Source organism: Rhizobium sp. 10N414, assembly GCF_056394785.1.
The window spans coordinates 39838-61894 of the sequence record NZ_JBFTIN010000022.1 but is presented as its reverse complement, the minus strand read 5'-3'; the positions used below and the strand labels follow the sequence as shown (position 1 = coordinate 61894).

At 60.6% G+C, this 22057-nt stretch carries 24 protein-coding genes and 1 pseudogene; 18 read left to right on the top strand and 7 right to left on the bottom strand.

Features of this window, described 5'->3' with window-relative positions; genetic code table 11:
- Nucleotides 1-132: 132 nt before the first annotated feature.
- Entirely contained in the window at nucleotides 133-606 is a 474-nt protein-coding gene (locus tag AC1DE4_RS19630; protein WP_018857296.1) for a VOC family protein, read from the top strand.
- A gap of 130 nt (nucleotides 607-736) precedes the next feature.
- Here the strand turns inward: AC1DE4_RS19630 and AC1DE4_RS19625 are convergent, their stop codons facing one another.
- A complete protein-coding gene (locus AC1DE4_RS19625; protein ID WP_409564070.1) occupies nucleotides 737-1816 on the bottom strand; it encodes a DUF3095 family protein in 1080 nt (359 codons plus the stop codon).
- A gap of 782 nt (nucleotides 1817-2598) precedes the next feature.
- On the opposite strand from AC1DE4_RS19625, the gene AC1DE4_RS19620 reads away from it, so the two are divergent.
- The 4 genes from AC1DE4_RS19620 to AC1DE4_RS19605 all read left to right on the top strand — a co-directional run bounded on the left by AC1DE4_RS19620 (nucleotide 2599) and on the right by AC1DE4_RS19605 (nucleotide 3669).
- Nucleotides 2599-2748: a hypothetical protein gene (locus tag AC1DE4_RS19620; RefSeq protein ID WP_167354905.1), complete on the top strand. Its 150-nt coding sequence runs from the start codon at nucleotides 2599-2601 to the stop codon at nucleotides 2746-2748.
- Nucleotides 2749-2781: 33 nt separating this feature from the next.
- Complete coding sequence (rpsU, locus tag AC1DE4_RS19615) at nucleotides 2782-3018, top strand: 30S ribosomal protein S21 (RefSeq protein ID WP_169682246.1); 237 nt, start codon at nucleotides 2782-2784, stop codon at nucleotides 3016-3018.
- Between the two features lie 59 nt (nucleotides 3019-3077).
- The gene (locus AC1DE4_RS19610) at nucleotides 3078-3272 is read left to right on the top strand and encodes a hypothetical protein (protein ID WP_477882618.1); all 195 of its coding nucleotides are present in this window, start codon (nucleotides 3078-3080) and stop codon (nucleotides 3270-3272) included.
- Between the two features lie 139 nt (nucleotides 3273-3411).
- Nucleotides 3412-3669: a DUF982 domain-containing protein gene (locus AC1DE4_RS19605; protein WP_018117187.1), complete on the top strand. Its 258-nt coding sequence runs from the start codon at nucleotides 3412-3414 to the stop codon at nucleotides 3667-3669.
- Nucleotides 3670-3803: 134 nt separating this feature from the next.
- Here the strand turns inward: AC1DE4_RS19605 and AC1DE4_RS19600 are convergent, their stop codons facing one another.
- Entirely contained in the window at nucleotides 3804-4103 is a 300-nt protein-coding gene (locus tag AC1DE4_RS19600) for a DUF2934 domain-containing protein (protein WP_018857291.1), read from the bottom strand.
- Nucleotides 4104-4291: 188 nt separating this feature from the next.
- On the opposite strand from AC1DE4_RS19600, the gene AC1DE4_RS19595 reads away from it, so the two are divergent.
- Nucleotides 4292-4552: a YMGG-like glycine zipper-containing protein gene (locus tag AC1DE4_RS19595; protein ID WP_018857290.1), complete on the top strand. Its 261-nt coding sequence runs from the start codon at nucleotides 4292-4294 to the stop codon at nucleotides 4550-4552.
- Between the two features lie 28 nt (nucleotides 4553-4580).
- Here the strand turns inward: AC1DE4_RS19595 and AC1DE4_RS19590 are convergent, their stop codons facing one another.
- The gene (locus AC1DE4_RS19590; RefSeq protein WP_018857289.1) at nucleotides 4581-5303 is read right to left on the bottom strand and encodes a 3-keto-5-aminohexanoate cleavage protein; all 723 of its coding nucleotides are present in this window, start codon (nucleotides 5301-5303) and stop codon (nucleotides 4581-4583) included.
- Between the two features lie 303 nt (nucleotides 5304-5606).
- Between AC1DE4_RS19590 and AC1DE4_RS19585 the strand changes: the two genes are divergently transcribed.
- Genes AC1DE4_RS19585 through AC1DE4_RS19570 form a run of 4 tightly spaced genes read left to right on the top strand, consistent with a single transcriptional unit; the run spans nucleotide 5607 to nucleotide 9281 of the window.
- On the top strand, nucleotides 5607-6227 hold the full coding sequence (locus AC1DE4_RS19585) for a TetR/AcrR family transcriptional regulator (protein ID WP_018857288.1): 621 nt from the start codon (nucleotides 5607-5609) through the stop codon (nucleotides 6225-6227).
- Nucleotides 6224-7189, top strand: coding sequence for an HlyD family secretion protein (locus AC1DE4_RS19580; protein ID WP_018857287.1), 966 nt, complete (start codon nucleotides 6224-6226; stop codon nucleotides 7187-7189). Before AC1DE4_RS19585 ends, AC1DE4_RS19580 begins: the two co-directional genes overlap by 4 nt.
- Nucleotides 7186-8136, top strand: a complete 951-nt coding sequence (locus AC1DE4_RS19575) for an ABC transporter ATP-binding protein (protein ID WP_018857286.1) — start codon at nucleotides 7186-7188, stop codon at nucleotides 8134-8136. The genes AC1DE4_RS19580 and AC1DE4_RS19575 overlap by 4 nt, the downstream gene beginning before the upstream one ends.
- Nucleotides 8133-9281: an ABC transporter permease gene (locus AC1DE4_RS19570; protein ID WP_018117179.1), complete on the top strand. Its 1149-nt coding sequence runs from the start codon at nucleotides 8133-8135 to the stop codon at nucleotides 9279-9281. The genes AC1DE4_RS19575 and AC1DE4_RS19570 overlap by 4 nt, the downstream gene beginning before the upstream one ends.
- 59 nt (nucleotides 9282-9340) lie before the next feature.
- Here the strand turns inward: AC1DE4_RS19570 and AC1DE4_RS19565 are convergent, their stop codons facing one another.
- Both AC1DE4_RS19565 and AC1DE4_RS19560 read right to left on the bottom strand, forming a co-directional pair.
- The gene (locus tag AC1DE4_RS19565) at nucleotides 9341-9973 is read right to left on the bottom strand and encodes a Vgb family protein (RefSeq protein WP_018857285.1); all 633 of its coding nucleotides are present in this window, start codon (nucleotides 9971-9973) and stop codon (nucleotides 9341-9343) included.
- Between the two features lie 9 nt (nucleotides 9974-9982).
- Nucleotides 9983-11203 (bottom strand): hypothetical protein, encoded by a 1221-nt coding sequence (locus AC1DE4_RS19560; RefSeq protein ID WP_018857284.1) that lies wholly within the window; start codon nucleotides 11201-11203, stop codon nucleotides 9983-9985.
- Nucleotides 11204-11324: 121 nt separating this feature from the next.
- Here AC1DE4_RS19560 and AC1DE4_RS19555 point away from each other — a divergent pair, with 121 nt between their 5' ends.
- The 5 genes from AC1DE4_RS19555 to AC1DE4_RS19535 all read left to right on the top strand — a co-directional run bounded on the left by AC1DE4_RS19555 (nucleotide 11325) and on the right by AC1DE4_RS19535 (nucleotide 16044).
- Nucleotides 11325-12122 (top strand): DUF899 domain-containing protein, encoded by a 798-nt coding sequence (locus AC1DE4_RS19555; protein WP_477882636.1) that lies wholly within the window; start codon nucleotides 11325-11327, stop codon nucleotides 12120-12122.
- A gap of 5 nt (nucleotides 12123-12127) precedes the next feature.
- On the top strand, nucleotides 12128-12409 hold the full coding sequence (locus AC1DE4_RS19550) for a hypothetical protein (protein WP_018857282.1): 282 nt from the start codon (nucleotides 12128-12130) through the stop codon (nucleotides 12407-12409).
- 72 nt (nucleotides 12410-12481) lie between these two features.
- Nucleotides 12482-13360: an aldo/keto reductase gene (locus AC1DE4_RS19545; RefSeq protein ID WP_169682244.1), complete on the top strand. Its 879-nt coding sequence runs from the start codon at nucleotides 12482-12484 to the stop codon at nucleotides 13358-13360.
- A 234-nt stretch (nucleotides 13361-13594) separates the two neighbouring features.
- Nucleotides 13595-15052, top strand: a complete 1458-nt coding sequence (locus AC1DE4_RS19540; RefSeq protein ID WP_018857280.1) for a CYTH and CHAD domain-containing protein — start codon at nucleotides 13595-13597, stop codon at nucleotides 15050-15052.
- Nucleotides 15053-15255: 203 nt separating this feature from the next.
- Nucleotides 15256-16044, top strand: coding sequence for a DUF481 domain-containing protein (locus AC1DE4_RS19535; RefSeq protein WP_018857279.1), 789 nt, complete (start codon nucleotides 15256-15258; stop codon nucleotides 16042-16044).
- Nucleotides 16045-16104: 60 nt separating this feature from the next.
- On the opposite strand, the gene AC1DE4_RS19530 is transcribed toward AC1DE4_RS19535, so the two are convergent.
- Nucleotides 16105-16809 (bottom strand): SDR family oxidoreductase, encoded by a 705-nt coding sequence (locus tag AC1DE4_RS19530; protein WP_018857278.1) that lies wholly within the window; start codon nucleotides 16807-16809, stop codon nucleotides 16105-16107.
- A 129-nt stretch (nucleotides 16810-16938) separates the two neighbouring features.
- Between AC1DE4_RS19530 and AC1DE4_RS19525 the strand changes: the two genes are divergently transcribed.
- The 3 genes and pseudogenes from AC1DE4_RS19525 to AC1DE4_RS19515 all read left to right on the top strand — a co-directional run.
- On the top strand, nucleotides 16939-17832 hold the full coding sequence (locus AC1DE4_RS19525; protein WP_025660063.1) for a LysR substrate-binding domain-containing protein: 894 nt from the start codon (nucleotides 16939-16941) through the stop codon (nucleotides 17830-17832).
- 260 nt (nucleotides 17833-18092) lie between these two features.
- The gene (locus AC1DE4_RS19520; RefSeq protein ID WP_018857276.1) at nucleotides 18093-18452 is read left to right on the top strand and encodes an RT0821/Lpp0805 family surface protein; all 360 of its coding nucleotides are present in this window, start codon (nucleotides 18093-18095) and stop codon (nucleotides 18450-18452) included.
- A 753-nt stretch (nucleotides 18453-19205) separates the two neighbouring features.
- Nucleotides 19206-19322: pseudogene (locus tag AC1DE4_RS19515) on the top strand (DUF3175 domain-containing protein); the annotation flags it as partial.
- A 115-nt stretch (nucleotides 19323-19437) separates the two neighbouring features.
- On the opposite strand, the gene katG reads toward AC1DE4_RS19515, so the two are convergent.
- Nucleotides 19438-21618, bottom strand: coding sequence for a catalase/peroxidase HPI (gene katG / locus AC1DE4_RS19510; protein WP_477882614.1), 2181 nt, complete (start codon nucleotides 21616-21618; stop codon nucleotides 19438-19440).
- Nucleotides 21619-22057: the final 439 nt, after the last annotated feature.

Here is a 22057-nt window from a genome sequence, read left to right as displayed (position 1 = left end):
AACTTCCATCCCGGCGATTGGCATGGCGCTTGGCAACTGCGCGCGTGAAATCGCCTGCATAGGGTGGAGAAAGACGGGTTGCCCCTTATCTGAGGAAGGAGATCCGAAACGGAGACCGAAAGGACCCGCGCAATGGCAAAGAACACGATCTGCCTGTGGTACGACAAAGATGGTGAGGCTGCCGCCCGGTTTTACGCCGAAACTTTTCCCGATAGCGCAGTGGACGCCGTCATTCGCGCACCTGGAGACTATCCAGACGGCAAGCAGGGAGATGTATTGGTTGTCGAATTCACGGTTGCGGGCATTCCGTGCATCGCCTTGAATGGCGGTCCAGTATTCAAGCAGACCGAAGCCTTCTCATTTCAGATCGCAACGGAGGATCAGGCGGAGACCGACCGCTATTGGAACGCCATTGTCGGCAATGGCGGTCAAGAGAGCGAGTGTGGCTGGTGCAAGGACAAGTGGGGTGTGTCCTGGCAGATCATACCGCGCATCCTGACCGACGCGCTTGCGGCAGGCGGTGATCAGGCAAAGCGTGCTTTTGATGCGATGATGACCATGAAGAAGATTGACGTTGCGGTGATCGAAGCCGCCCGGCGTGGTTGAGGTGCCAGCGCGGCGCGCCACATCCTCTCTCCGCCCGAACGTCCATCTAGCGCGCAGCCACGGTTAGGGGCTGCAGTGGCAGTACGCCGGCAATTCTCCTGAATGGGACGCGCGTCGGGCAGCGTTTACCCTAGCGAGCTGACACCATCGGAAGCTCATTTGCCTCCATCATCTCGGCCGCCTTGGCGTATCCGCCACCCATGCCGTCCAGAAAGTGCAGATGCGAATCTGGTTTGCCCGAAGGCACGAAGCAGGTCATGAGCGCGTGAGATTGGCGATGCAGTCCGAAGTTGACCTCACCCCGCGCCTTTGCTGCAACCAGGATGGCTTCGACCGCTTCAATCTGTTCGCGTGTGCAATCCAACGTTAGACGCAGGCCATCGTCAAATTTGCGGAAGTCTGAGTTGGAGGCGACCGCCAACCAGGTTTCGAGGTTGACCGACCTCGCCCTGTCCTTGGTGATGGCGGTATCCCGCGACAGGGGATGGGCTTGCCGCGTGCCGGCGTCGAGAACGGAAAGCACGCACTTCGCCAATGCCGCGAAGGCTTCGGGGCTCCGGCCCTCGGATGGCTCGACCAGTAGCGACAGGATCTCGCCCCTCTGGCTCGGAAACGGCTCCCAATCGCAGCTCAGGCCGGTCAGATCGGGCTCGGTTGTGTAGCTGCCTGGCTTCACCAGATATCGGCCGTTCTTGATTTGCCGCTCTGCCCACTTGAGACCGCCGCCGGCAAACATCGCGTAAGTCGCGTCTTCAGAGGCGGCGTAGCGCGCGACGCGCACGTCGCGTCCGTTGGCACGTATCTCGCCCACGGACAGGTGGCCGGCCCGGAGAGCAAGGTTGAGATTGGTCTTGGCAAAGGCGACAACCTGCCGCAACGCTGATGTCGCGGTCATGATCCCCTGCGGTGGCAGCGCGAATGCCGCACCGTCTCCGCGAAACACAAAGGGGAAATCAAAGTCGCCCCAGGCATTCCCAACCGCGGCAATCACCGATGCGCCGGCATAGTTGACGTCTTCATAGCGCCCGGACTTGATCGCGGACGTCGAACCGACGACGTCTGTTATGCCGACCAGCCAATCGTCGGGCAGCGCCTCATAGATAGACGGGTCAAGCACTCGCGAAAACTCACTATAGGCCTGGGGCGCGTTTGGGTGTTGGCCGCCCATCGCGCGTTCATCGGTTTGCACGGCATCGACGGCTGGCTCCATGAACCTTTTCCCTTGCCTCATAGCAAAGTCCCTTTCTGTTGATTTACTTCGTACACGAATAACTCGGATGCGCTTTAAGTACACAAACAGGATCGCGAGGTCAATACATTTGCGATTTAATCGGATGCGATGTATGCGTCGCGGAAAATTGCGAAGATCACTCGGCGCCAGTAGGACCGAGACAGTCGCCGCGGCTTTCTTCGAAAATTCGGACCTGGGACATCCTGACCCGCAGCGGAAAGAGCATCATCCGAATTGGGGTCGGCTACGAACGGCGGATCACCATTCGAGCCCGGCATTCCCCGAAAGGTTCATAGCGGACATCCGCGAAACAGGTGACAGCTCCCAAAGTTCATGTGGATTACCGTATGTGATAAATTCCCTATTTCCATACTTCAGGTAGCATGTGCTTGGATGATTACATTTCCTAGTCATCAAGAGGTCACTGCAAAACTCACATCGTCTGTTTTGCGGTGACCTCGCCAAAATCCCAACCAAAATCTCAGCGGACCGACGCTTAGAGACGCCCTCTCAGAGTTTGGCCGCAATGTCGCCCGCAACATAGAGCAAGCAGCGTCGACGGCGTAGGCGACGGGCGTATGACGCAACGAAGCCTTGCAACGCATCGCTCGCGTTCCCATCTTATGGCGGTCACCCGAAAAATTCGAACCTGACATGGTCGACGCATCGTGCGTCCCATCTCACTGCGTTTCCTCCGGTCTGCGTGATGGAAACAAAGGTCGCCATGTCGAGCATGCCGCCAGTGCGGCAAAGGACTTCAATTGAACAAACCCATTACCGCCGCCGCCCCAGCGGCGAGTCCGCGCGAGCGCGATGACGCCGCTCGCCGCCCGGACAAGAACTGGAAACCTTACCCCTGCCTTCTCACCCGTCGTGAGCTGCAGGAGCTGATCGCCGAGCAGCTTGGCTGAGAGGCACTCAATCGCAACAACAAGGAGAAAAAGATGCAGGTCATTGTCAGAGACAACAACGTCGAACAGGCCATGCGCGCATTGAAAAAGAAGATGCAGCGCGAGGGTGTTTTCCGCGAAATGAAGGAACGCCGGGCTTACGAGAAGCCATCGGAGCGACGCGTGCGCGAACGAGCACAGGCGATCGCCAGACAACGCAAGGCCAACCGCAAGAAGTTGCAGCGCGAAGGTCTCCTGGCCTCGCCCAAGCACCGCTCATCGGGCCGATAACTTTATAAGATGACCGCCGGGAGTCCTCGGCGGCATTCCACCCCAAGAAAGGGTCGATTATGGAAGAACTGCATAGCTTGACTGTTTCGGACGAACGACTCGAAGACTGCCGGGAGGTGATCGAGCCAGATCTTCAGGATCTGATCCGAACGACGATAGCATCCGGCTTTACCGCTGAAGAGGTTCTGATCGCAATCAGCGAACTTGTGGCGAAGGACTTCGCCGTATCGGCAAGACTGCCAAGTGTCCACTGACTCGCGTCGAGTTGGCTGCCGAAACAGCCTCGCATCAATATGTTGTCGAGGCATCGTCTTGAGGGCGGGATAGGTGTTGAACGGCTCCCGCGAACACCTACATCCCGCTTATCGTTTGTTGGCAGAAAGGAGGTTCATCATGAACACGATCAGCCATGCAACCGAACCAAGGTGGGCCGCACCGGTGGCTATCCGGATTGGAACGCGCCCCTCTGAACATATTCATGGTCCGGCTGAAGCTGTTGACTATCTGGAGCACAGGTGGCCACTCCAAAGCAGCATGCACGTTGAGGCGGCGAAGCGTCGGTGCGTGGAAGCCATGAACCACCTTGCACACCTGGAAGCCGCCAGAGATGCCTTTGTCGCAGCCGCGGTCGAGGCCAAGGTTTTGGCGTGACTTGCTCCGAGGCGAAGGCCGCTGATGATCACGGTCGTCTTCGCCGCCCAGTTGCGCAAAGTCCAACAGCTGCGCCCGACATCCGAACGCCCTGTGTCAAACCACGTTGGCCCGGGCGGGGAAGGCGCTGACGATTAGTGTGTCGTGACGGACTTTGGAGAACGCGTGCGACGGGGCTTGTCTCCGGGCGCAGCCGTTATCGCGATCGCGGCCGCCTTTGTCTTCTTCGCCGTAGGCTTGTCGGCAGCGGGTTTCGGCGCGGCGCGCGGCTTGGCGGATTTGGCCTTGGCCGTCGGCTTGCTTGCATTGTCTGCCTGCTGGCCGAATTCCTTGAACGCCTGTAGCCAGTGTTTCATATCCTGGCCGTGCGGGCGCCCCTCCTGCTCCCAGATTTCATAAGCACGACGACGGATTTTCTCTTCACGCTCGTTCATGATGGGACCCTGCTTTTGGTTGAAACCCAATCTTAATTGGAGCAAGCGGTCCAATAGGCAATGGAGATACCAGCGGTCGATTGATCGAACGAAGCAGGCTTGGCGGCGAACTAAAAGCAACAATTGTCTTTTCCGAAATCCCTCTATCTACCCTCGCGCGAATTAAATCGAACAGGAAGGAAAGCGAGATGAAACGCACGTCGATTTTGCTGCTTCTGGCAGGGGCCACGATTGCCGGATGCACGCCCACCGAGCAAGGCGCGGGAATTGGTGCAGCCTCCGGCGCGGTCATCGGTGGCGTGGCGACCGGCAACGTGCGCGGTGCCGCCGTGGGCGCAGCGATCGGCGGTGCCACTGGCGCGGTCATTGGCAACGTCGCTGGGCGGCCTGGTCAGTGCTACTTCCGTGACCGTTACGGTCGGCGATACATCGCCAGCTGCCCGCGTTGAGCGGGCGCTCGCGGCACGGGCTCGAGGATCAGCTCTCGCTGCTAAAGATCTCGACGGCCGCCGCAACAAGCTCGGCATTGTTCGCGGCGATCATCCCGCTGGGAAGGAGCTTTCCATCTTCCAGGCCGACGCGGGTGGAATAGCGTCGTTCCTTCGCCAGCCGGACAAACGGCCAGACGGTCGCGTCGAAGCCATGCATCAGGACGGACCGCTGCACATTCCCACGCTGTAGCGTGCCGACGATCCCCTCCGCGACATCGAAAGCGCCCCTCAGGTCCTGTTCGTTGTCAAGTTCGATGAGGATGCGCAAAACGCGCTCATGGGCTTCAAGTCCGATGTACCGCTCCGCATCCGCGACTGACGCCAACCCGACTTCAATCCCAACTCCCTTATCGCGGAGCAATGCCATGACGGCGGGGGCATCGTCCTCCGAGAGGTTCACCGACGCATAGTCGGGCAGGACACTCCAGCAACGAATGGCCTCAAGGGTGCGGTGCGCGTCGCCTTCAATCCAGGCACCGGTGGATATGCCGAGAAACGAACCCGGACAGGAGCCCCGAACCGCAGCAATGGTCTCATCAACAGCGCCGAGACTTTCCTTTCCGTCAACGGCACGCGGATGAATGTGGAGTTCCGCGGCACCGGCAGCGACCACGGCGGCGGCATCCCGTGCGATTGCTTCAACCGTGACAGGCAATTGCGGATGATAGTCGATTGGCCGCGCGCCGTTGATACAGGCCTGAACGATCATGGAAATTGAACCTCTTTCGTGTCTGCCTGGCGCAGTTGATACCTGCTGACGAGAAATGGCAACAAACGCGATCCGTCGTCGACGATCCGCATCTCCGTCGTGAGGAGACGATGGCCACGTTCCGAAGACGCTACCGGTTGACGGTCTGGAGTGAGGACGCCCCATCATGAGGCCCTCGCCCCCTTAGCGCGGAATGTCCGTTCGTCGTCATCATCGTAGGGCCGCTTCACATCGGACTCGGCTTGCGAAAAAGCGCACGTTGCGTTAATGACTGTCCAGTCAGTCATAATTGGATGCAAGAGAATGGCAGAGAGAAAGCGGGAGAAACGAGACCCCGAGCAGCGCCGCGCCGAGATCCTCGCCGCCGCCTTCGCCTGCTTTGCGGAGCGCGGTTTCGCGGCGACCCGCATGGAGGACGTCGCGGCGCGGGCGGGCATCGCCAAGGGCACGGTGTACTTGCATTTTCCCGACAAGGAGCGGCTGTTCATCGATCTCGTCTCCGGCATCGCCTCGCCGATCCTCGGCGAGGTCGGCGGCATGGTTGAGAAGGATGCGATCCCGGCGCGGGCCGCCGTTGCGATGTTCTATTCCATCTTCAAACGCGAGGTTTTGGAGACAGAGCGCCGGCACCTTCTGCGGTTGATCCTCGCGGAAGGACCGATGTTCCCTGTCGTGACCGAATTCTATTACCGCGAGATCATCACCAAGGGTCTAGCGATCCTGCGGATCGTGCTTGCCCGCGCCGCCGCACGCGGTGAACTGCGCAATCCCGCCGTCGCAGACGTTCCGCAACTGGTTATGGCGCCTGCTTTGATGTCGATCGTCTGGGCGACGCTCTTCGAAGGCTACGAGCACCTCCACGCGCAGAAGCTATTCGACACATTCCTCGACACGCTCTTCGTGCCCCAAGGAGGCGCGATATGAGACGAATCCTTACCGTCGCTCTCGTGGCCGCCGCGGCACTTGCCGCTCTGCCCCTCCTGTTTTCTGACAGGTCTCAACGTGCCTACCAGGGGTGGGTCGAGGCCGACACACTTTTCATCGGCGCCGACACCGGCGGGCGGCTGGTCAAGCTCGACGTCGTCGAAGGCCAGGCGACTGCGCCCGGTTCGCCGCTCTTCAGCCTGGATTCGCGGAGCGAGGAGGCAGCCGTCGGCTCCGCACGCGCTTCGCTGGCGCGCCTGCAGGCAGAACTGGAACTCGCCGAGGCCGCGCAAAAGCGACCGGAAGAGATCGATGTACTGCGCGCGAGCGAACGTGAGGCGATCGCCCGGCTGGAGCTTGCCGCACAGGAGCTCGACCGCACCCGGGTGCTGGTCCAGCGCGGCACCGCGACAAAGGCGGACCTCGATACGGCGACGGCCACCGAAGCCGCCAACCGTGCCGTCCTCGATAATGTCCGCGGCCAGATCACGCTCGCCAACCTGCCTGCCCGCATCGAAACGCTGCGCCAGTCGAGGGAAGCAGTCGCGGTCGCAAAGGCCGATCTCGCCGCTGCGGAAGCCGCGCTCTCCCGTCGCTTCGTCTCGGCGCCGGCAACAGGCAGTATCGAGACCATCTACTATCGCGCGGGTGAGGTCGTCCCTGCCGGCCGGCCGATCGTGGCGCTCCTGCCGCCGGAGAACATCCGTGTCCGCTTCTTCGTACCCGAAACCGAGCTTGCGCTTTTCTCGCTGGGCCAGCCGATCCGCGTTGCATGCAGCGCATGCCAGCCGACCGACGCGACGATCAGCTTCATCTCAAAGAACGCCGAATACACGCCGCCGGTAATCTACAGCCTCGATGAGCGTGCCAAACTCGTCTACCGCGTCGAGGCGATCCCGACCGATCCCACGGCGCTGCGTCCTGGCCAGCCGGTGGATGTCACCGCGGGAGCGCGACCATGAGCGACACAGCCATCGCCGTCGATGCTCCGGAGACCGTCATCGACGTCCATCACCTCACCAAGAGTTTCGGCAGCCGAAAGGTGGTCGATGACGTGTCGATGACGGTCAAGAAGGGCCGCATCCACGGCTTTCTTGGCCCCAACGGTTCCGGCAAGACCACGACAATCCGTATGCTCTGTGGTCTGCTGACGCCAGACAGCGGCAATGGCACATGTCTTGGCTTCGACATCCTGACCGAGAGCGATCGTATTCGCCGCCGTGTCGGCTACATGACTCAGAAGTTTTCGCTTTATCAGGATCTGTCGATCCGGGAAAACCTCGAGTTCGTCGCCCGCGTCTACGGTCTGGCCGATGCCCGCGGCAAGGCAAGCGCCGCCATAGACCGCCTTGGCCTGAAGGGCCGCGAACAGCAGCTTGCGGGGGAGCTCTCGGGCGGCTGGAAACAGCGTCTCGCGCTCGGCGCCTGTATCCTGCCCGAACCGGCGCTACTCCTCCTCGATGAGCCGACCGCCGGTGTCGACCCCAAAGCCCGCCGCGACTTCTGGAACGAGATCCACGCCCTCGCCGCTGACGGCCTCTCTGTCCTGGTCTCCACCCACTACATGGACGAGGCCGAGCGCTGCCACGAGATCGCCTATATCGCCTACGGCAAACTGCTGGCGCAGGGAACGGTGGACGAGGTGATTGCCGGCACCGGCCTCGTGACATGGACCGTCTCCGGGCCCGAGGTGCATCGTCTCCAGTCCGAACTTGAGAATGTGCCGGGCATCGACATGATGGCACCGTTTGGGACCAGCCTGCATGTTGCCGGCCGCGATCCGAAGGCGCTCGAAAAGGCAATCGCGCCTTATCGCGAACGGCCCGACCTCAAGTGGCAAAAGGGTGAAGCGACGTTGGAAGATGCCTTCATCGACCTGATGCGTCGCGCGGAGGATAATTTCCAATGACGACGCGACCGGCAAACCGCAACGGCATCTCATTCGGGCGCTTCTGGGCGATGACCATCAAGGAATTCATCCAGATGACCCGCGACCGCATAACGTTGGCGACGATGGTCGCCTTGCCGATCATGCAGTTGTTCTTGTTCGGCTTTGCGATCAACACGACGCCGCACAATCTGCCGACCGCTGTGTTGATGCGCGAGAACACGGATGTCGGCCGATCTATTTTGGCCGCCCTCGAGAACACCGATTTCTTCCAGATCCGCTCTGTCGTTACCCGAGCCGAAGACATGGATTCGCTTCTGGAATCCGGCAGGGCTTTGTTCGTCGTGGAAATTCCGGAAGGGTTCGAACGCTCGCTTCGGCGCGGCGACACGCCCTCGCTACTGGTCGCGGCCGATGCCACCGATCCGGTCGCATCGAGCTCGGCGCTGGGTGCGCTATCAGGCATCGTGACGTCGGCGCTCGCCAATGACCGCCAGGTCGAGTTCTCCGAGCCGACCAGGCCCGCATTCTCGATCGTCCAGCACCGGCGCTACAATCCGGCCGGTTCGTCGACTTTGAATATCGTGCCCGGCTTGCTCGGCACGATCCTGACGATGACGCTGCTGATCTTCACGGCTCTTTCGGTCACCCGGGAATTGGAACGCGGCACCATGGAAAACCTGCTTTCCATGCCGATCAAGCCGCTGGAAATCATGCTGGGCAAGATCGCGCCCTATGTGCTGATCGGCCTCATCCAGTCGCTGCTCATTATCACGGCCGGCCTGTTTGTGTTCGGCGTTCCAATCCTCGGCAGCCCGGCTTCGCTCGCGGCCGCAACCGCGCTCTTCGTCATCACCAATCTGTCGATCGGCTACACCTTCTCGACGATTGCGGCCAATCAGCTGCAGGCGATGCAGATGGCGATGATGTTCTTCCTGCCGAATATCCTGCTGTCTGGGTTCATGTTTCCGTTCGCCGGCATGCCGCAATGGGCGCAATGGATCGGTGAGGCACTACCGCTGACCCACTATATCCGGATCGTCAGGGCAATCATGCTGAAGGGCGCCAGCATCCAGACCCTTGCCTACGACACCACTGCCCTGGCCTGCCTGATGGCGGTCGCCATGTTCATCGCCGTGCGCCGCTTCCGCAGGACATTGGACTAGTCACAGGCCGAACTCGCGGTTTCCCGCGCCGACCGCGCACATGCGCGAGCACGGTCTGACTATTTCGGCCGGCGGACGGCCCGGATCTTGCCGCTGTTTCCACCGCCGCAAAACAGCCGGTCCGCGCCATCGGACTCAAGTCCCGATACACCGATACCAGCCGGCATCTCGACCCGTTCCAGGACCTGCCCGGTCTCTGGTTCAATGTGCCTGATATCGCTTTCGTCGCCCTCCCAGGTGGCATGCCAGAGCTCATCGCCGATCCAGGTCACCCCGGTAACAAAACGGTTGGACTCGATACTGCGAAGGACAGCGCCGGTTTCGGGATCAATCTGATGGATCTTCCGGCCGCGATACTCTCCGACCCAAAGCGTTCCCTCCGCCCAGGCGAGCCCGGAATCACCGCCATTGCCGGGGGCCGGAATCGTCGAGACTATCTCGCCGGTCTTCGGGTCGATCTTCTGGATCCTGTCCTCGGCAATCTGGAAAAGATAGCGCCCATCGAAAGCCGTTCCGGCGTGTGCCGCAACGGCGATCGTATTCACGACCTCACCGACATCGGGATCGAGGGCATTCAGCCTGTCGCCGGACGCGAACCAGACATTCCGACCGTCAAAGGTCACGCCGCCCACCTGCTTCACATCTGGAAAGGGGCCATATTCACGAAGGATTTCAGCTTGGGAGTGTTTCATGGGCTTATCCTAGTCGTTGGGCAGTGGACCTGGGAGTAACAAAGTTGACGGGAATCCCGGTAGTGACGGGATAGTCCAGCGGCGTGCTGGTCCTCGTCCGAAAAACTGCACCTTGCCCGTTTCAGCGAGGGCATCAAGCGCGCGTTGCACGGTGCGCGCGCTCGCACCAATCGCGATTGCCAGCGCCGAACTCGACCAGGCCTCCCCATCGGCCAAAAAAGCAAGGATCTCACCATGCTGCTCCTCGACCGGTGGAGCCAGGATGACCACCTGGTCGGCACGCCGCGGCGCGAGCACAAAGCCGTCCTTGGTTGCCTTGATATCTGCTATGCGGTGAAGCTCGCCGCGCAGCCGCCCGATTTCGACGCGCAACCTGGCGCGATGCGATTCATCGGCATCCTTCGCCCTGAATGCACGGGCAACGAGCACGTTCCTCGATACATCCGCCGGCCAACTCTCCGCCAGTGCACGGGCGAGCGCGAACAAGACCGGGCGCGTTGTCAGCGACACGAACGCGTCGCCCTCCCGCACGACGTAGCGGCACGCGTCGACGACAAGCGTGCCGGACGACAGGACTGTCTCGACTTCTTGCAGCAGCAGCAACCGCTCCTCGCCGCGGCTGGTCAGTCGCGCCGCCGGCGCCTTCAGAACCTCGGAGACCCCTTCGACCTCCGCACGAAGCGCGGGGATTCCCGCCTCCCTCGCCGCATTTTCCGCCCGGAGCAGTGCCGCGCGCGCAACGCCCGTCTGGAGCCGGCGGATGGCGATCCCTGCGACGACAAGCTCGTTCGCCGTTCGCAAGGGCGGCGGGAGCGGTGTTGGATCGACCCCGGCGAGCAGCCGTTCGGCTTCGTCGAGATGGCCGATGAGCAGCGACCGCCTGGCTTCGAGATGTCGCGCATGTGCGGCGTTCAAGCGGTCATCATGCGCTTCGAGCACTTCCCGCGCGGAGCTGAGTGTCTTGGCAGGCCAGGTTAGATCGCGCGAGACCAGAGCGATTTCCGCCTCGGCGACGAGACAGCGCGCCCGTGCGACCGGCTCCCTTGGCCCAAACGCACGGGCAGCCGTCTTCAGCAGGACCTTTGCCCTCGCGAGATCCCCGAGCTGGGCCATCGCGATGCCGCGAAGGGCGAGCGCGGGCGCGTCATTCCGCAGCGCCACCCTCTTCAGCGCACCGAGAAGATCGCCTGTCGCAAGCAGCCTCGCCGCGGCGATGATCATCGAGTCCATCGAAATCCCGTCAAACTTGTAACTCCCACCCTCGCCCACTGCGGTCCTAGTCTGCTCACGATCACCAAGCAGCCGCAAGGAGCGGCATGCTACGTCAACAGGCACCAAGAGGAGAAGTATGATGACGATGCACATGACAGGCACACGCGAAGAATGGCTTGCGGCGCGGCTCGACCTGCTCGCAGAAGAGAAGGAACTGACCCGTCGCAGCGACATGCTGGCACAACGCCGTCAGGAACTGCCGTGGGTACGGATCGACAAGGACTACAGGTTCGTGACCGACAGCGGCAGCGCTTCGCTGGCCGACCTTTTCAAGGGCCGCTCGCAACTGCTCATCTACCACTTCATGTTCGGTCCTGACTATACAGCCGGATGCCCCTCTTGCTCCTCGATCGCGGACGGCTTCAACGGCGTTGTCGTTCACCTCGAGAACCATGACGTCGCCTTCACCGCCGTTTCCCGCGCGCTGCTTCCCAAACTACAGGCCTTCAAAGAGCGGATGGGATGGACCTTCGACTGGGCCTCTTCCTTCGGTAGCGATTTCAACCACGACTTCAGCGTTTTGTTTAGCCAGCAGCAACAGCGCGAAGGCGGGATAGAATATAACTACCGGCGTGAACCGCCGGCACCGGGGCCGCAGGAGAGCGAAACCGTACAGGAATGGAAGTTGCGCGGCAGCGAGACCCCGGTCGGCCAGATCGCCGCGATGACTGGAACCGACATCGCCACCTATACGCGCGACAGGCCGGGCCTCAGCGCCTTCGTGCTCGAGGACGGCGTGGTCTACCACACCTACTCCAGCTATGCCCGCGGCCTGGACGGTATTTGGGGCGTGTATCAATGGCTCGACCGCGCGCCCTTCGGCCGCAATGAGCAAGGTATCTGGTGGCGGCATCATGACGAATACGGCCGGAGGTAGAGCCGATGCTTTCCTCCGACCAGACAAGGCGCAGCGCATCGGTCGAGAAGCCGGCCGACAATGCAGCAAACATCGCCGACTGGCTGTGTATTGCGGCAGCGCCCACCTTCGCCATCATGGCGGTTGTCACCATGGCAAGCGGCGGAGCAGAGACAATCTGCTCCGCAATGCAGGATGTCTTTCCCATGGATGGCATGGCCATGATGTACCTGCTGATGTGCGCTTTCCACCTGCCGCCGTGGCTGCGTCTGATCTCCGGGCGCACGGTCAAGTCTGAACAGTCCTGACTTGCATTGCTCCCTGCCCGCTCCACTTAAGGCCCGAGCAAATCCACCTAACAGGCAATCGGGAGAAGATCAGTGCCAGGCAATTCCACGATCTCAGCGGCTGCATCGGGCCAATTTTCGATCGGTAGCATCGCGATCAACCGTCTCGGCTTCGGCGCCATGCGCATTACCGGACCCGGCATATGGGGACCGCCTGCGGACAAGGCCGGAGCACTGGCAACCCTGCGTCGCCTGCCCGAGATCGCGGTCAACTTCATAGACACGGCAGATTCCTACGGCCCCGACGTTTCGGAAGAACTCATCAGCGAAGCGCTGCATCCTTACAAGGGGCTGCTGATCGCGACCAAGGCAGGGCTGACCCGCGAAGGACCGGATCTCTGGACGCCAAACGGGCGGCCGGACTATCTTCTCGAGCGCGCGAAAGGCAGCCTCAAGAAACTCCGTGTCGACCGGATCGATTTGTGGCAATTGCATCGCATAGACCCGAAGGTTCCTCGCGACGAGCAATTCGGCGCGGTCAAGATGCTCCTGGATCAGGACATCATTGCCCATGCCGGCCTAAGCGAAGTTTCGGTTGAAGACATAAAGGCCGCCCGAAAGGTCTTTCCCGTCGCGACGGTCCAGAACCGCTACAACCTCGTCGATCGCGCCAGCGAGGACGTGCTTGACTACTGCGAGCGCGAGGGCATTGGCTTCATACCGTGGTACCCGCTGGCCGCAGGCGAGCTTGCCCGTCCAGGGTCCATCCTCGACAGATTGGCCAAGAGGTACGACGCGACGCCAAGCCAGATTGCTCTGGCGTGGGTGCTCAAACGCAGCCCTGTGATGTTGCCGATACCGGGAACCTCCAAGGTAAAGCATCTTGAGGAAAACGTAGAGGCGGCAAGCATCGCTCTCGATGAAGCGGATTTTATAGCGCTGGACACAGCGGCTCGCCAATCCGGCTCCTAGCGCCGACCTGGCCTCTAGTAGCATGTCCAACCGACGCACGAGGTGGTTCCTCACCTGCCTCTTATAGTCGGACGGGGTACCGCAACGAGCAGCGATCGCTTTTCTTGTGAAAGATCGCTGCGGTTGCATTCCCGCTCAGGTTTTTGTCATCAGGACGTTTTATCCCGATGCCACCGCTCTATATCGTGAAAGAGTTGCCTCCACCTAGGACTGTGCAACCGAGCGGAGAGGTAATTGGCAACAGAAACAGAACTGAAACTTGAACTGAGCGCCGACGCGGTGGACACATTGCTGGGATCCGGCTTGCTGGGAAGCCCGATCTCTGTCGATTCCATGACCTCCATTTATTTCGACACGCCCGACCGCCAGGCATGGGAGGGCGGCTATTCTCTGCGAATCCGTACGGTTGGCGAAGCGCACGTCCAAACGGTCAAGGCTGCGGGACCGAACAGGGCCATCTTTGCGCGCTCCGAGTGGGAAACGCCGCTCACGGGCAACACTCCTGTGATCGATTACACGACCCCGCTGAGGTCCGAACTCGATATCGAGGACGGCACTCTCGTCCGGCAGTTTTCCACCCTGGTAAAGCGACATCGTTGGAACGTCGATCAGGACGGGAGCCAGATTGAAGTTGCCCTTGACATGGGCTCGATCGTTGCCGGCGACCGCGAGATGCAGATCCGGGAATTGGAGCTGGAACTGAAGGACGGCAAGCCATATACGCTGTTCACCCTTGCCCGCAGAATCGAGGCGCTTGTCCCGATCCGTTTCGGTGTCGCTTCGAAAGCGGAGAGAGGATACCGCCTGCTCCGCGAGCAACAAACGGCATACAAGGCGGAACCCGTGCATCTCGACCGCGACCTGCGGGTCTCGGCCTCGTTCCAGGTCATTGCTGAAGCATGTTTCCGGCAGTTCCGGCTGAACGAATCGATCGTCATAAATCGCCCGAACCCATCGGCACTTCATCAGGCCCGCGTGGCACTCAGGCGGCTGCGATCTGCCTTCTCGCTCTACAAGGTGATCCTGGTCGACGCCGAATCTCAGCGGTTGAAGGAAGAGTTGAAGTGGCTGGCGGGCGTTCTCGGAGAGGCACGCAACATCGATGTACTGATTGCCAGGGTTGGAAACAGCGACGTAAAAAGTCGTTTGCTCGAAGCACGCGACAGCGCCTATGAGCAGGTGCTGAACGCGCTTTTCAGCTCGCGTGCCGAAGCCTTTATGCTGGACCTTAACGAGTGGCTGCATTGCGGAGAGTATCTCGCGCTGGTGGAAACGGCAGAGATTCGGAACGGACCGGTGGTCGATTTCGCAATCGACATCCTTGACCGTCAACGCAAGAAACTGAAAAAACGCGGCAAGTCTCTGGTCGAAGCCGACGATGAGCATCGGCACGAAACCCGCAAGGCGGCAAAGAAGTTTAGATATGCGAGCGAATTCCTAAGGTCCCTGTTCTCCAGCAAGCAGGCCGAGCGACGCTACGAAAAGTTCATCCAAGCGATGGAGAAATTGCAGGACGAACTCGGTCTCCTGAACGACATGGTAACCGCGCCGACTGTCATTCACAATTTGGAGCTGGAATCACATCCCGGCGTCGAATCCCTGATGGTCGCTGGCAACAGCGAAAAACTGATCACCGCCGCTCAATCGTCGTTGGACGAACTGATGGAGCGAAAAAGGTTCTGGCGGGGATGAAGCAGCCGCTCCGCGCTGCCGGGATGCTGTCCCACGCCGCGTGCCGAGATCGCCTGGCGCCGAGCGTACTCTTCTCATGTGAGATATCAGGAACAGAATATAAGCACTTTGCGGACGGCGAGAGTTAGTGCAGTCTGCGATATCAGTTCAGGTCGATGAATCGGGGCTATTGTGACCTGATCGCGAGAGGGGACAGGTTCATCATGAATAGCAGGATTTCACTGATCGCATGCGCCGCTGCCGCAATGGCGTTCGTCACACCCACGCATGCAGCAGATCTCCTGCCCGCCACGGCGCCACAACCTCAGGCCGTGCAACCGAATGGCTGGACGTTTTCCTTCGCACCCTACTTCTGGGTTGCGGGCCTCGACGGCAAGACTCAGGTGTTCGGCCTCCCGACCGTCGACATCAATCAGAATTTCAGCGACATCTTGAAGGATCTGGACTTTGCCTTCATGGCAGCCGGTGACGCCCGCTATGACCGGTTCAGCGTCTTCACTGACATAATCTATGCTCGCATAACGACGGATGCGGCAACACCGCGGGGCGTCGTCGCTGACGAGGTCGATGTCAAGTCAGTCACATTCAGCGCACTGTTGGGCGTCGGATACACCGTCTACGAAGATCCGAAGACTCGCTTGGATGTGGTTGCCGGTGCCAGATACTGGCATGCCGAAACAACGATAGGGCTAAGCGGTGGCCTCATCGGCAACGTGTCGCGGACCGATAGCGCCAATTGGGTGGACGGGGTCGCGGGCATCAAAGGCAACTACTCGCTGACCGACACGGTCTATCTCACCGGCTGGGGCATGATCGGCGGCGGAGGTGCCGACCTGGACTGGGACGTGCTGGCGGGCATTGGCTATAAGTTCAACGACACCGTCTCGGCGGTTGCCGGTTACCGCGCCCTCGGCGTCAACTACAGCAACGATGGCTTCACCTACGACGTGATCGAGCACGGCCCGATTTTCGGAGCGATCATCCGCTTCTAATCGCCGTTTCCTGATATACCGCCCCGGAGGCCTTTCACCCCGGGGCAGTGCCCGCCGGCATCAAACCGAACGGGTTAGTCCGCCGTCAACGCGAATATTCTGCCCCGTCATGTAGGCTGCACCGGTCGATGCAAGGAACGCAACCGTCGCGGCGATTTCCTCGCTCGTGCCATAACGCTTCATCGGAACGCTGTCGCGGCGCTCCTCCGTCGCCGGCAGGCTGTCAATCCAGCCCGGAAGAACGTTGTTCATGCGGATATTGTCGGCGGCATAGGTGTCGGCGAATATCTTGGTGAAGGACGCCAGCCCGGCGCGGAACACGGCCGACGTCGGGAACATCGGGCTCGGCTCAAACGCCCATGCGGTCGAAATATTGATGATCGCGCCGGCCTTCTGCTTCTGCATGTGCGGCGTCACCAGCCGTGTCGGACGGATGACGTTCAGAAGGTAGACCTCCATGCCCCGGTGCCAGTCCTCGTCCGATATGTCGAGGATGGGCGCGCGCGGACCGTGGCCGGCGCTGTTCACGAGCACGTCGATGCGTCCCCAAGTGGAGATCGCGAGATCAACGAGCTTGCGGAGATCGTCATTTGATTGGTTGGAGCCGGTGACGCCGACGCCCCCCAGCGCCTTTGCAAGCTCTTCGCCCTTCCCCGACGATGATAGGATCGCCACCTTGAACCCATCGGCTGCAAGACGCTTCGCCGCGGCGGCGCCCATTCCGCTGCCGCCGGCCGTGATCACCGCTACCTTTTCTACTGACATCATACTCTCCTGCCTTAAAGAGGACCCGCATGCAATTGCGGTCTACAGTTGCCTGCAAAGCGTGATATCACTCGTGTGGCATCGGTGCGAGCCAGTTTCGTTCTCAGAAAGCAGTAGAAAATCTATTGAATGGCAGAAGGTATTAGACGTCTTCCCTCGCTTAATGGCCTTCGCATGTTCGAGGTCGTCACACGGCACCTGAACTTTCGCCTGGCAGCCGAGGAAATCGGGGTCACCCAGGGTGCTGTCGCCCAACAGATTCGGGGCTTGGAAGCAGAGTTGGGCCTGAAGCTGTTCGACAGGCTTCCGCGAACGCTGGCGTTGACGGAGGCTGGCCAGAGCTATGTGACCAACATCCGCCGTGCTTTCGAGCTGATCTCGGAGGCAACCGAGACATTGAAACCAGAACCGCTTCACCTGACAATCAGCGTGACGCCGACATTCGCCTCGAAATGGCTGATCCCTCGCCTGCCGGATTTTACCGCGGCTCACCCCAACATTGATCTGCGCATCTTGGCGAGTGATCGCATTGCCAATTTCCAAACCGATGCGGTGGATCTCGCCGTCCGTCATGGCCGGCCACCCTTCGGACCGAACTTGAATGCGGAGCTGCTGTTCGATCACGTGATTATTGCCGTCGGCAGCCCGCTACTGGTGGAGAAGCTCGGCTTCCCCGACCAAGAGGACAATTTCTCGCGCTACCCGCGCCTTCACGATGGCCACGATCTCTGGCCGCAGTTTCTGGAATTGGCGTTTCCGAACGGAGCGCCGGCGACCGCCAAGAATATTCGGTTTAATCAGACCTCCCTGGCGATTGAGGCCGCGATTGCTGGCCAGGGCCTTGCTCTGACGAGCACGTTTTTTGTGGACGAGGACATTGCGTCGGGCCGCCTTCTCCGTGTGTTGCCAACCGAACTTACCGCTGGGTCGGATTTCTACGTCATCTCGCCACGAAAGCCCCGTCATGCGGCATCCGTGGCTGCCGTAAAAAGCTGGCTCGCGGACGCTGCGCGCCAGAACTGATAGGCCAGACGACGATCAACCGGCACCCGCGGGGCCGTGAATCCGCAATCAACGGACTAGAAGGTCACCCGGCGGGTCGGGATGGCCGGGCAGCATCGTTGAACGCCGACTTGGGGCAGGCGCGCAGTCGGTGGAACTCACAAGCAATGCGTCGGAATGAACGGAACTGGCTGGCACTGCGCCCATTTCTATAGTAGTTCCTCAGGTAGCTGTCAGAATTGCACGCTACGATGCGGGAGAACTATCATCGGAAAGTCTAGATGACGCGAAAGAACATAGGCGTGATGCAATTGGCCCTCGCGGCCTTGCTGTTGGCGGGATGCACCAAGGTAGAACCCTTGGAAACCACCGCGATCCCGCAGTCGAGTCCGACGCCTGCGAAGACGGATCAGGCGGTCATCGCAGATACGGTCAGTCGCGGCGCGGTCGGAGTGAACCCCCTTGCCTGGGCGAATCCGTCGACGGGAAGTGTGGGGGTGATCGAAGAAATTGGCGTTGATCCTGAAAGTTCATGCCGCGCCTTTGTAACGACCCAGCGGACGCTGGAGGGAGAAACCCGATTCAAGGGTCTCGCCTGTCCGTCTGGCGACTCGGATTGGAAGCTCGGACCCGCGCGATAGCCGGAATGCCACGCGTCCTCGCGTGGCCAAATCAAGCGCCGCCCGCTAGCCGAACAGACCCAACCTTGTTCTTGTGAGCCATTGCCGGCGGTCGACGACACGCCGGGATCTCTGCCTCGAACACCTAGCGGATGCAGTCCCTACGGACTGATGACCGGCTTACGCGTGGATTTGATCTGAGATCTCACCGCGAGGCTTGATCGTGCTTTGCGTGGTTGCACGGTCAACTGCCTTGCCTGCGGGCGCTCGACCAAATCCGCCTGGATTGGTGATCTCCTCTTGTGCCTGGGTGGAGCTCGACTGTCCGAGCGACGGACCGGCCTGGTCGGGAAGCGATTGTGCGCCGCAAGGCGCAAACAGCCAGACCAACAGCAATGCGGATAAGGCAAGAGAAATACGCATCTCCATCATTGGATTGTTGGAGAGCCGTTCGAAACGCTTGATGTTCCGCGCGTGCACCCGTCCAATTCGGCAAGCGCCACAAATTGCATGGGCCCGCCAGAATGCCTGACGGGCCCGAGACGCAATACAAGCGGCCGCATCTGGCCGGCCCCATAAAACCACAACCGCGCATTGACTGCACGTACCTCATTGGCGGTAAAGCGGCCTACCTTTCGGTGATTTTCTGGTGCGAGCGCTTCAGCACCGTCACGTCGTCATAGACGTTCTACGCTTCGCACTTGGCGTGCTAACGGGCGTGGCTCATTGGCGGCGGTGCCGTCCTGCATCGAGGAACCGGCGTCACAACGGCTGATGCTGAATTTCTATATCAACCGTGCAGGTCAGCAACTCTCCAAGGCACAGCGAACAAAGCTGGAGAAGGCGAAGGACGAGCTTCGCAAGGATTTCGGGCGGAAGCCCAAGGGATGAGAAAGCAGAAAGCTGCTCAACCGGCGACCGAGACCTTCACCACAGCCGAGCGCGGTGACAATGAGGACGGATGCATGGACGCGGCTTACCGCCGCGCCCACCAATATTTTATCGATCAGGCCAGATCGAAACGATCGGCGTTCATCACCTTGTTCCAGGCTGCGATGAAGTCCTTGACGAACTTCTTCTTCGCATCGGACTGGCCGTAGACTTCTGCAAAGGCGCGGAGCTGCGAGTGCGAGCCGAAGATCAGGTCGACGCGGGTGCCGGTCCACTTAAGTTCGTTCGTCTTGCGGTCGCGTCCCTCGTAAACGCCTTCCTTACCCGCAACCGGGGACCACTGGGTGCCCATGTCGAGGAGATTGACGAAGAAGTCGTTCGTCAGCGCCTCGGGACGAGACGTGAAGACGCCATGCTCGGGCTGACCAGCCTTCAGCACGCGCAGTCCGCCAACGAGAACGGTCATTTCCGGCGCGGTCAGCCTCAGCAGTTGGGCGCGATCGACAAGGGCCTCTTCCGGCTTCATGAACTGCCGGCCGCCGACATAGTTGCGGAAACCGTCAGCACGCGGCTTCAGCGCGGCGAAGGACGCCACGTCGGTCTGTTCCTGCGAGGCATCCATGCGACCAGGCGTGAACGGCACGGTGACGTCATGACCGCCAGCCTTTGCCGCCTTCTCGACACCGGCAGCGCCGGCGAGAACGATCAGGTCGGCGAGCGAGATCTTCTTGCCACCGGTCTGGGCGGCATTGAAGTCCTTCTGGATAGCTTCGAGGACACCGAGCACCTTGGCGAGCTGCGCCGGCTGGTTCGCTTCCCAGTCCTTCTGAGGCGCAAGCCGGATGCGCGCACCGTTGGCGCCGCCGCGCTTGTCGGAGCCGCGGAAGCTCGAGGCAGAAGCCCAGGCGGTCGAGACGAGCTCCTGCACGGACAAGCCGGTCAAAAGAACCTTCTCCTTCAGCGCGGCGATGTCAGCATCGTCGACAAGCTTGTGGTCGACGGCCGGAATGACATCCTGCCAGATGAGGTCTTCCGCCGGGACTTCCGGACCGAGGTAACGGACCTTCGGACCCATGTCGCGGTGGGTCAACTTGAACCAGGCGCGCGCGAAGGCATCCGCGAACTGATCAGGATTTTCGAGGAAGCGGCGCGAGATCTTCTCGTATACAGGATCGAAGCGCAGCGACAGGTCCGTGGTCAGCATTGTGGGAAGCTGCTTTTTCGACGCATCAAAAGCATCAGGAATGGAAGCTTCGGCATTCTTGGCCTTCCACTGCTTCGCACCGGCCGGGCTCTGCGTCAGCTCCCACTCGAAGCCGAACAGATTCTCGAAGAAGTAATTGCTCCACTGAGTCGGCGTCTGCGTCCAGGTCACTTCAGGACCGCCGGTGATGGCGTCCTTGCCGACGCCGGTACCGAAGGTGCTCTTCCAGCCGAGGCCCTGCTCCTCGATCGCACCGCCTTCCGGCTCCGCGCCGATCAACGAAGGATCGCCGGCACCATGCGTCTTGCCGAAGGTGTGACCGCCGGCGATCAGCGCCACCGTCTCTTCGTCGTTCATGGCCATACGGGCGAAGGTTTCGCGGATGTCGTGGGCAGCCGCGACCGGATCGGGGTTGCCGTTCGGGCCTTCGGGATTGACGTAGATGAGGCCCATCTGCACGGCGCCAAGCGGTTCAGAGAGTTCACGCTCGCCGCTGTAGCGCTCATCGCCCAGCCAGGTTCCCTCAGGACCCCAGAAGAGTTCCTCGGGTTCCCATACGTCCGCGCGGCCGCCGGCGAAACCGAAAGTCTTGAAGCCCATGGATTCCAGTGCAACGTTGCCCGTCAGGATCAACAGGTCGGCCCAGGAGATCTTGTTGCCGTATTTCTGCTTGATCGGCCACAGCAGGCGGCGGGCCTTATCGAGGTTGGCATTGTCAGGCCAGCTGTTCAGTGGCGCGAAACGCTGCTGACCGGCACCGGCGCCGCCGCGGCCATCAGTGATGCGGTACGTGCCTGCGCTATGCCATGCCATGCGGATGAACAGGCCGCCGTAATGACCGAAGTCGGCCGGCCACCAGTCCTGCGAATCGGTCATCAGCGCATGAAGGTCCTTCTTCACCTCATCGAGGTCGAGCGTCTTGAATTCCTCGGCATAGTTGAACGCCGTCCCCATCGGATCGGACAGGTCGGAATGCTGGTGAAGGATCTGAACGTCCAGCCGGTCCGGCCACCAGTCGCGGTTGGATCGACCACGGGGCGTATTGCCATGCGCAACAGGACATTTGCCCGCGCTGTCGGTTTTCTGGTCCATAACGTTCTCCTTGATTACCTTGAATTTTCTGCCGTCTAAAGGGGGATCTGCCAAACCAGTCAACGGCGCTGCGCCGTTTCCAAATGAGGTTCAGCACTCAAGCCAAGGGTACACCGATCGACATACATCCTCCCTTTCCTCCTTCATATCGGAAAATGGCGATAATTCTAAGTTGGATTTACTGATCGTTACGATAACCAAAACCTATGAGTTGGATGGATTACGCTCCCCGCAGGATTTGCTGAACTTGTGTGGCAGAGATGGGGAAACAAGGAGATCCTGGCTCCAATCCCTCGGCCAGCCCCCCCGAGCGGGCGGCAAGGCCACGGGCGGAAGACCAAGTACCAAGCCTCTTTGCCGAACCCTACGACAAACCTCCCTACGGCGCCTTCGTTGACATGTTCATTTGACAGATATCCTACAAGTGGATATGTATCTC

Coding starts and splice junctions, on each gene's coding strand:
- AC1DE4_RS19630 (WP_018857296.1), top strand. CDS start 133: ATGGCAAAGAACACGATCTGCCTGTGGTACGACAAAGATGGTGAGGCT.
- AC1DE4_RS19625 (WP_409564070.1), bottom strand. CDS start 1,816: ATGGAGCCAGCCGTCGATGCCGTGCAAACCGATGAACGCGCGATGGGC.
- rpsU (WP_169682246.1), top strand. CDS start 2,782: ATGCAGGTCATTGTCAGAGACAACAACGTCGAACAGGCCATGCGCGCA.
- AC1DE4_RS19610 (WP_477882618.1), top strand. CDS start 3,078: ATGGAAGAACTGCATAGCTTGACTGTTTCGGACGAACGACTCGAAGAC.
- AC1DE4_RS19605 (WP_018117187.1), top strand. CDS start 3,412: ATGAACACGATCAGCCATGCAACCGAACCAAGGTGGGCCGCACCGGTG.
- AC1DE4_RS19600 (WP_018857291.1), bottom strand. CDS start 4,103: ATGAACGAGCGTGAAGAGAAAATCCGTCGTCGTGCTTATGAAATCTGG.
- AC1DE4_RS19595 (WP_018857290.1), top strand. CDS start 4,292: ATGAAACGCACGTCGATTTTGCTGCTTCTGGCAGGGGCCACGATTGCC.
- AC1DE4_RS19590 (WP_018857289.1), bottom strand. CDS start 5,303: ATGATCGTTCAGGCCTGTATCAACGGCGCGCGGCCAATCGACTATCAT.
- AC1DE4_RS19585 (WP_018857288.1), top strand. CDS start 5,607: ATGGCAGAGAGAAAGCGGGAGAAACGAGACCCCGAGCAGCGCCGCGCC.
- AC1DE4_RS19580 (WP_018857287.1), top strand. CDS start 6,224: ATGAGACGAATCCTTACCGTCGCTCTCGTGGCCGCCGCGGCACTTGCC.
- AC1DE4_RS19575 (WP_018857286.1), top strand. CDS start 7,186: ATGAGCGACACAGCCATCGCCGTCGATGCTCCGGAGACCGTCATCGAC.
- AC1DE4_RS19570 (WP_018117179.1), top strand. CDS start 8,133: ATGACGACGCGACCGGCAAACCGCAACGGCATCTCATTCGGGCGCTTC.
- AC1DE4_RS19565 (WP_018857285.1), bottom strand. CDS start 9,973: ATGAAACACTCCCAAGCTGAAATCCTTCGTGAATATGGCCCCTTTCCA.
- AC1DE4_RS19560 (WP_018857284.1), bottom strand. CDS start 11,203: ATGGACTCGATGATCATCGCCGCGGCGAGGCTGCTTGCGACAGGCGAT.
- AC1DE4_RS19555 (WP_477882636.1), top strand. CDS start 11,325: ATGACGATGCACATGACAGGCACACGCGAAGAATGGCTTGCGGCGCGG.
- AC1DE4_RS19550 (WP_018857282.1), top strand. CDS start 12,128: ATGCTTTCCTCCGACCAGACAAGGCGCAGCGCATCGGTCGAGAAGCCG.
- AC1DE4_RS19535 (WP_018857279.1), top strand. CDS start 15,256: ATGAATAGCAGGATTTCACTGATCGCATGCGCCGCTGCCGCAATGGCG.
- AC1DE4_RS19530 (WP_018857278.1), bottom strand. CDS start 16,809: ATGTCAGTAGAAAAGGTAGCGGTGATCACGGCCGGCGGCAGCGGAATG.
- AC1DE4_RS19525 (WP_025660063.1), top strand. CDS start 16,939: ATGGCAGAAGGTATTAGACGTCTTCCCTCGCTTAATGGCCTTCGCATG.
- AC1DE4_RS19520 (WP_018857276.1), top strand. CDS start 18,093: ATGACGCGAAAGAACATAGGCGTGATGCAATTGGCCCTCGCGGCCTTG.
- katG (WP_477882614.1), bottom strand. CDS start 21,618: ATGGACCAGAAAACCGACAGCGCGGGCAAATGTCCTGTTGCGCATGGC.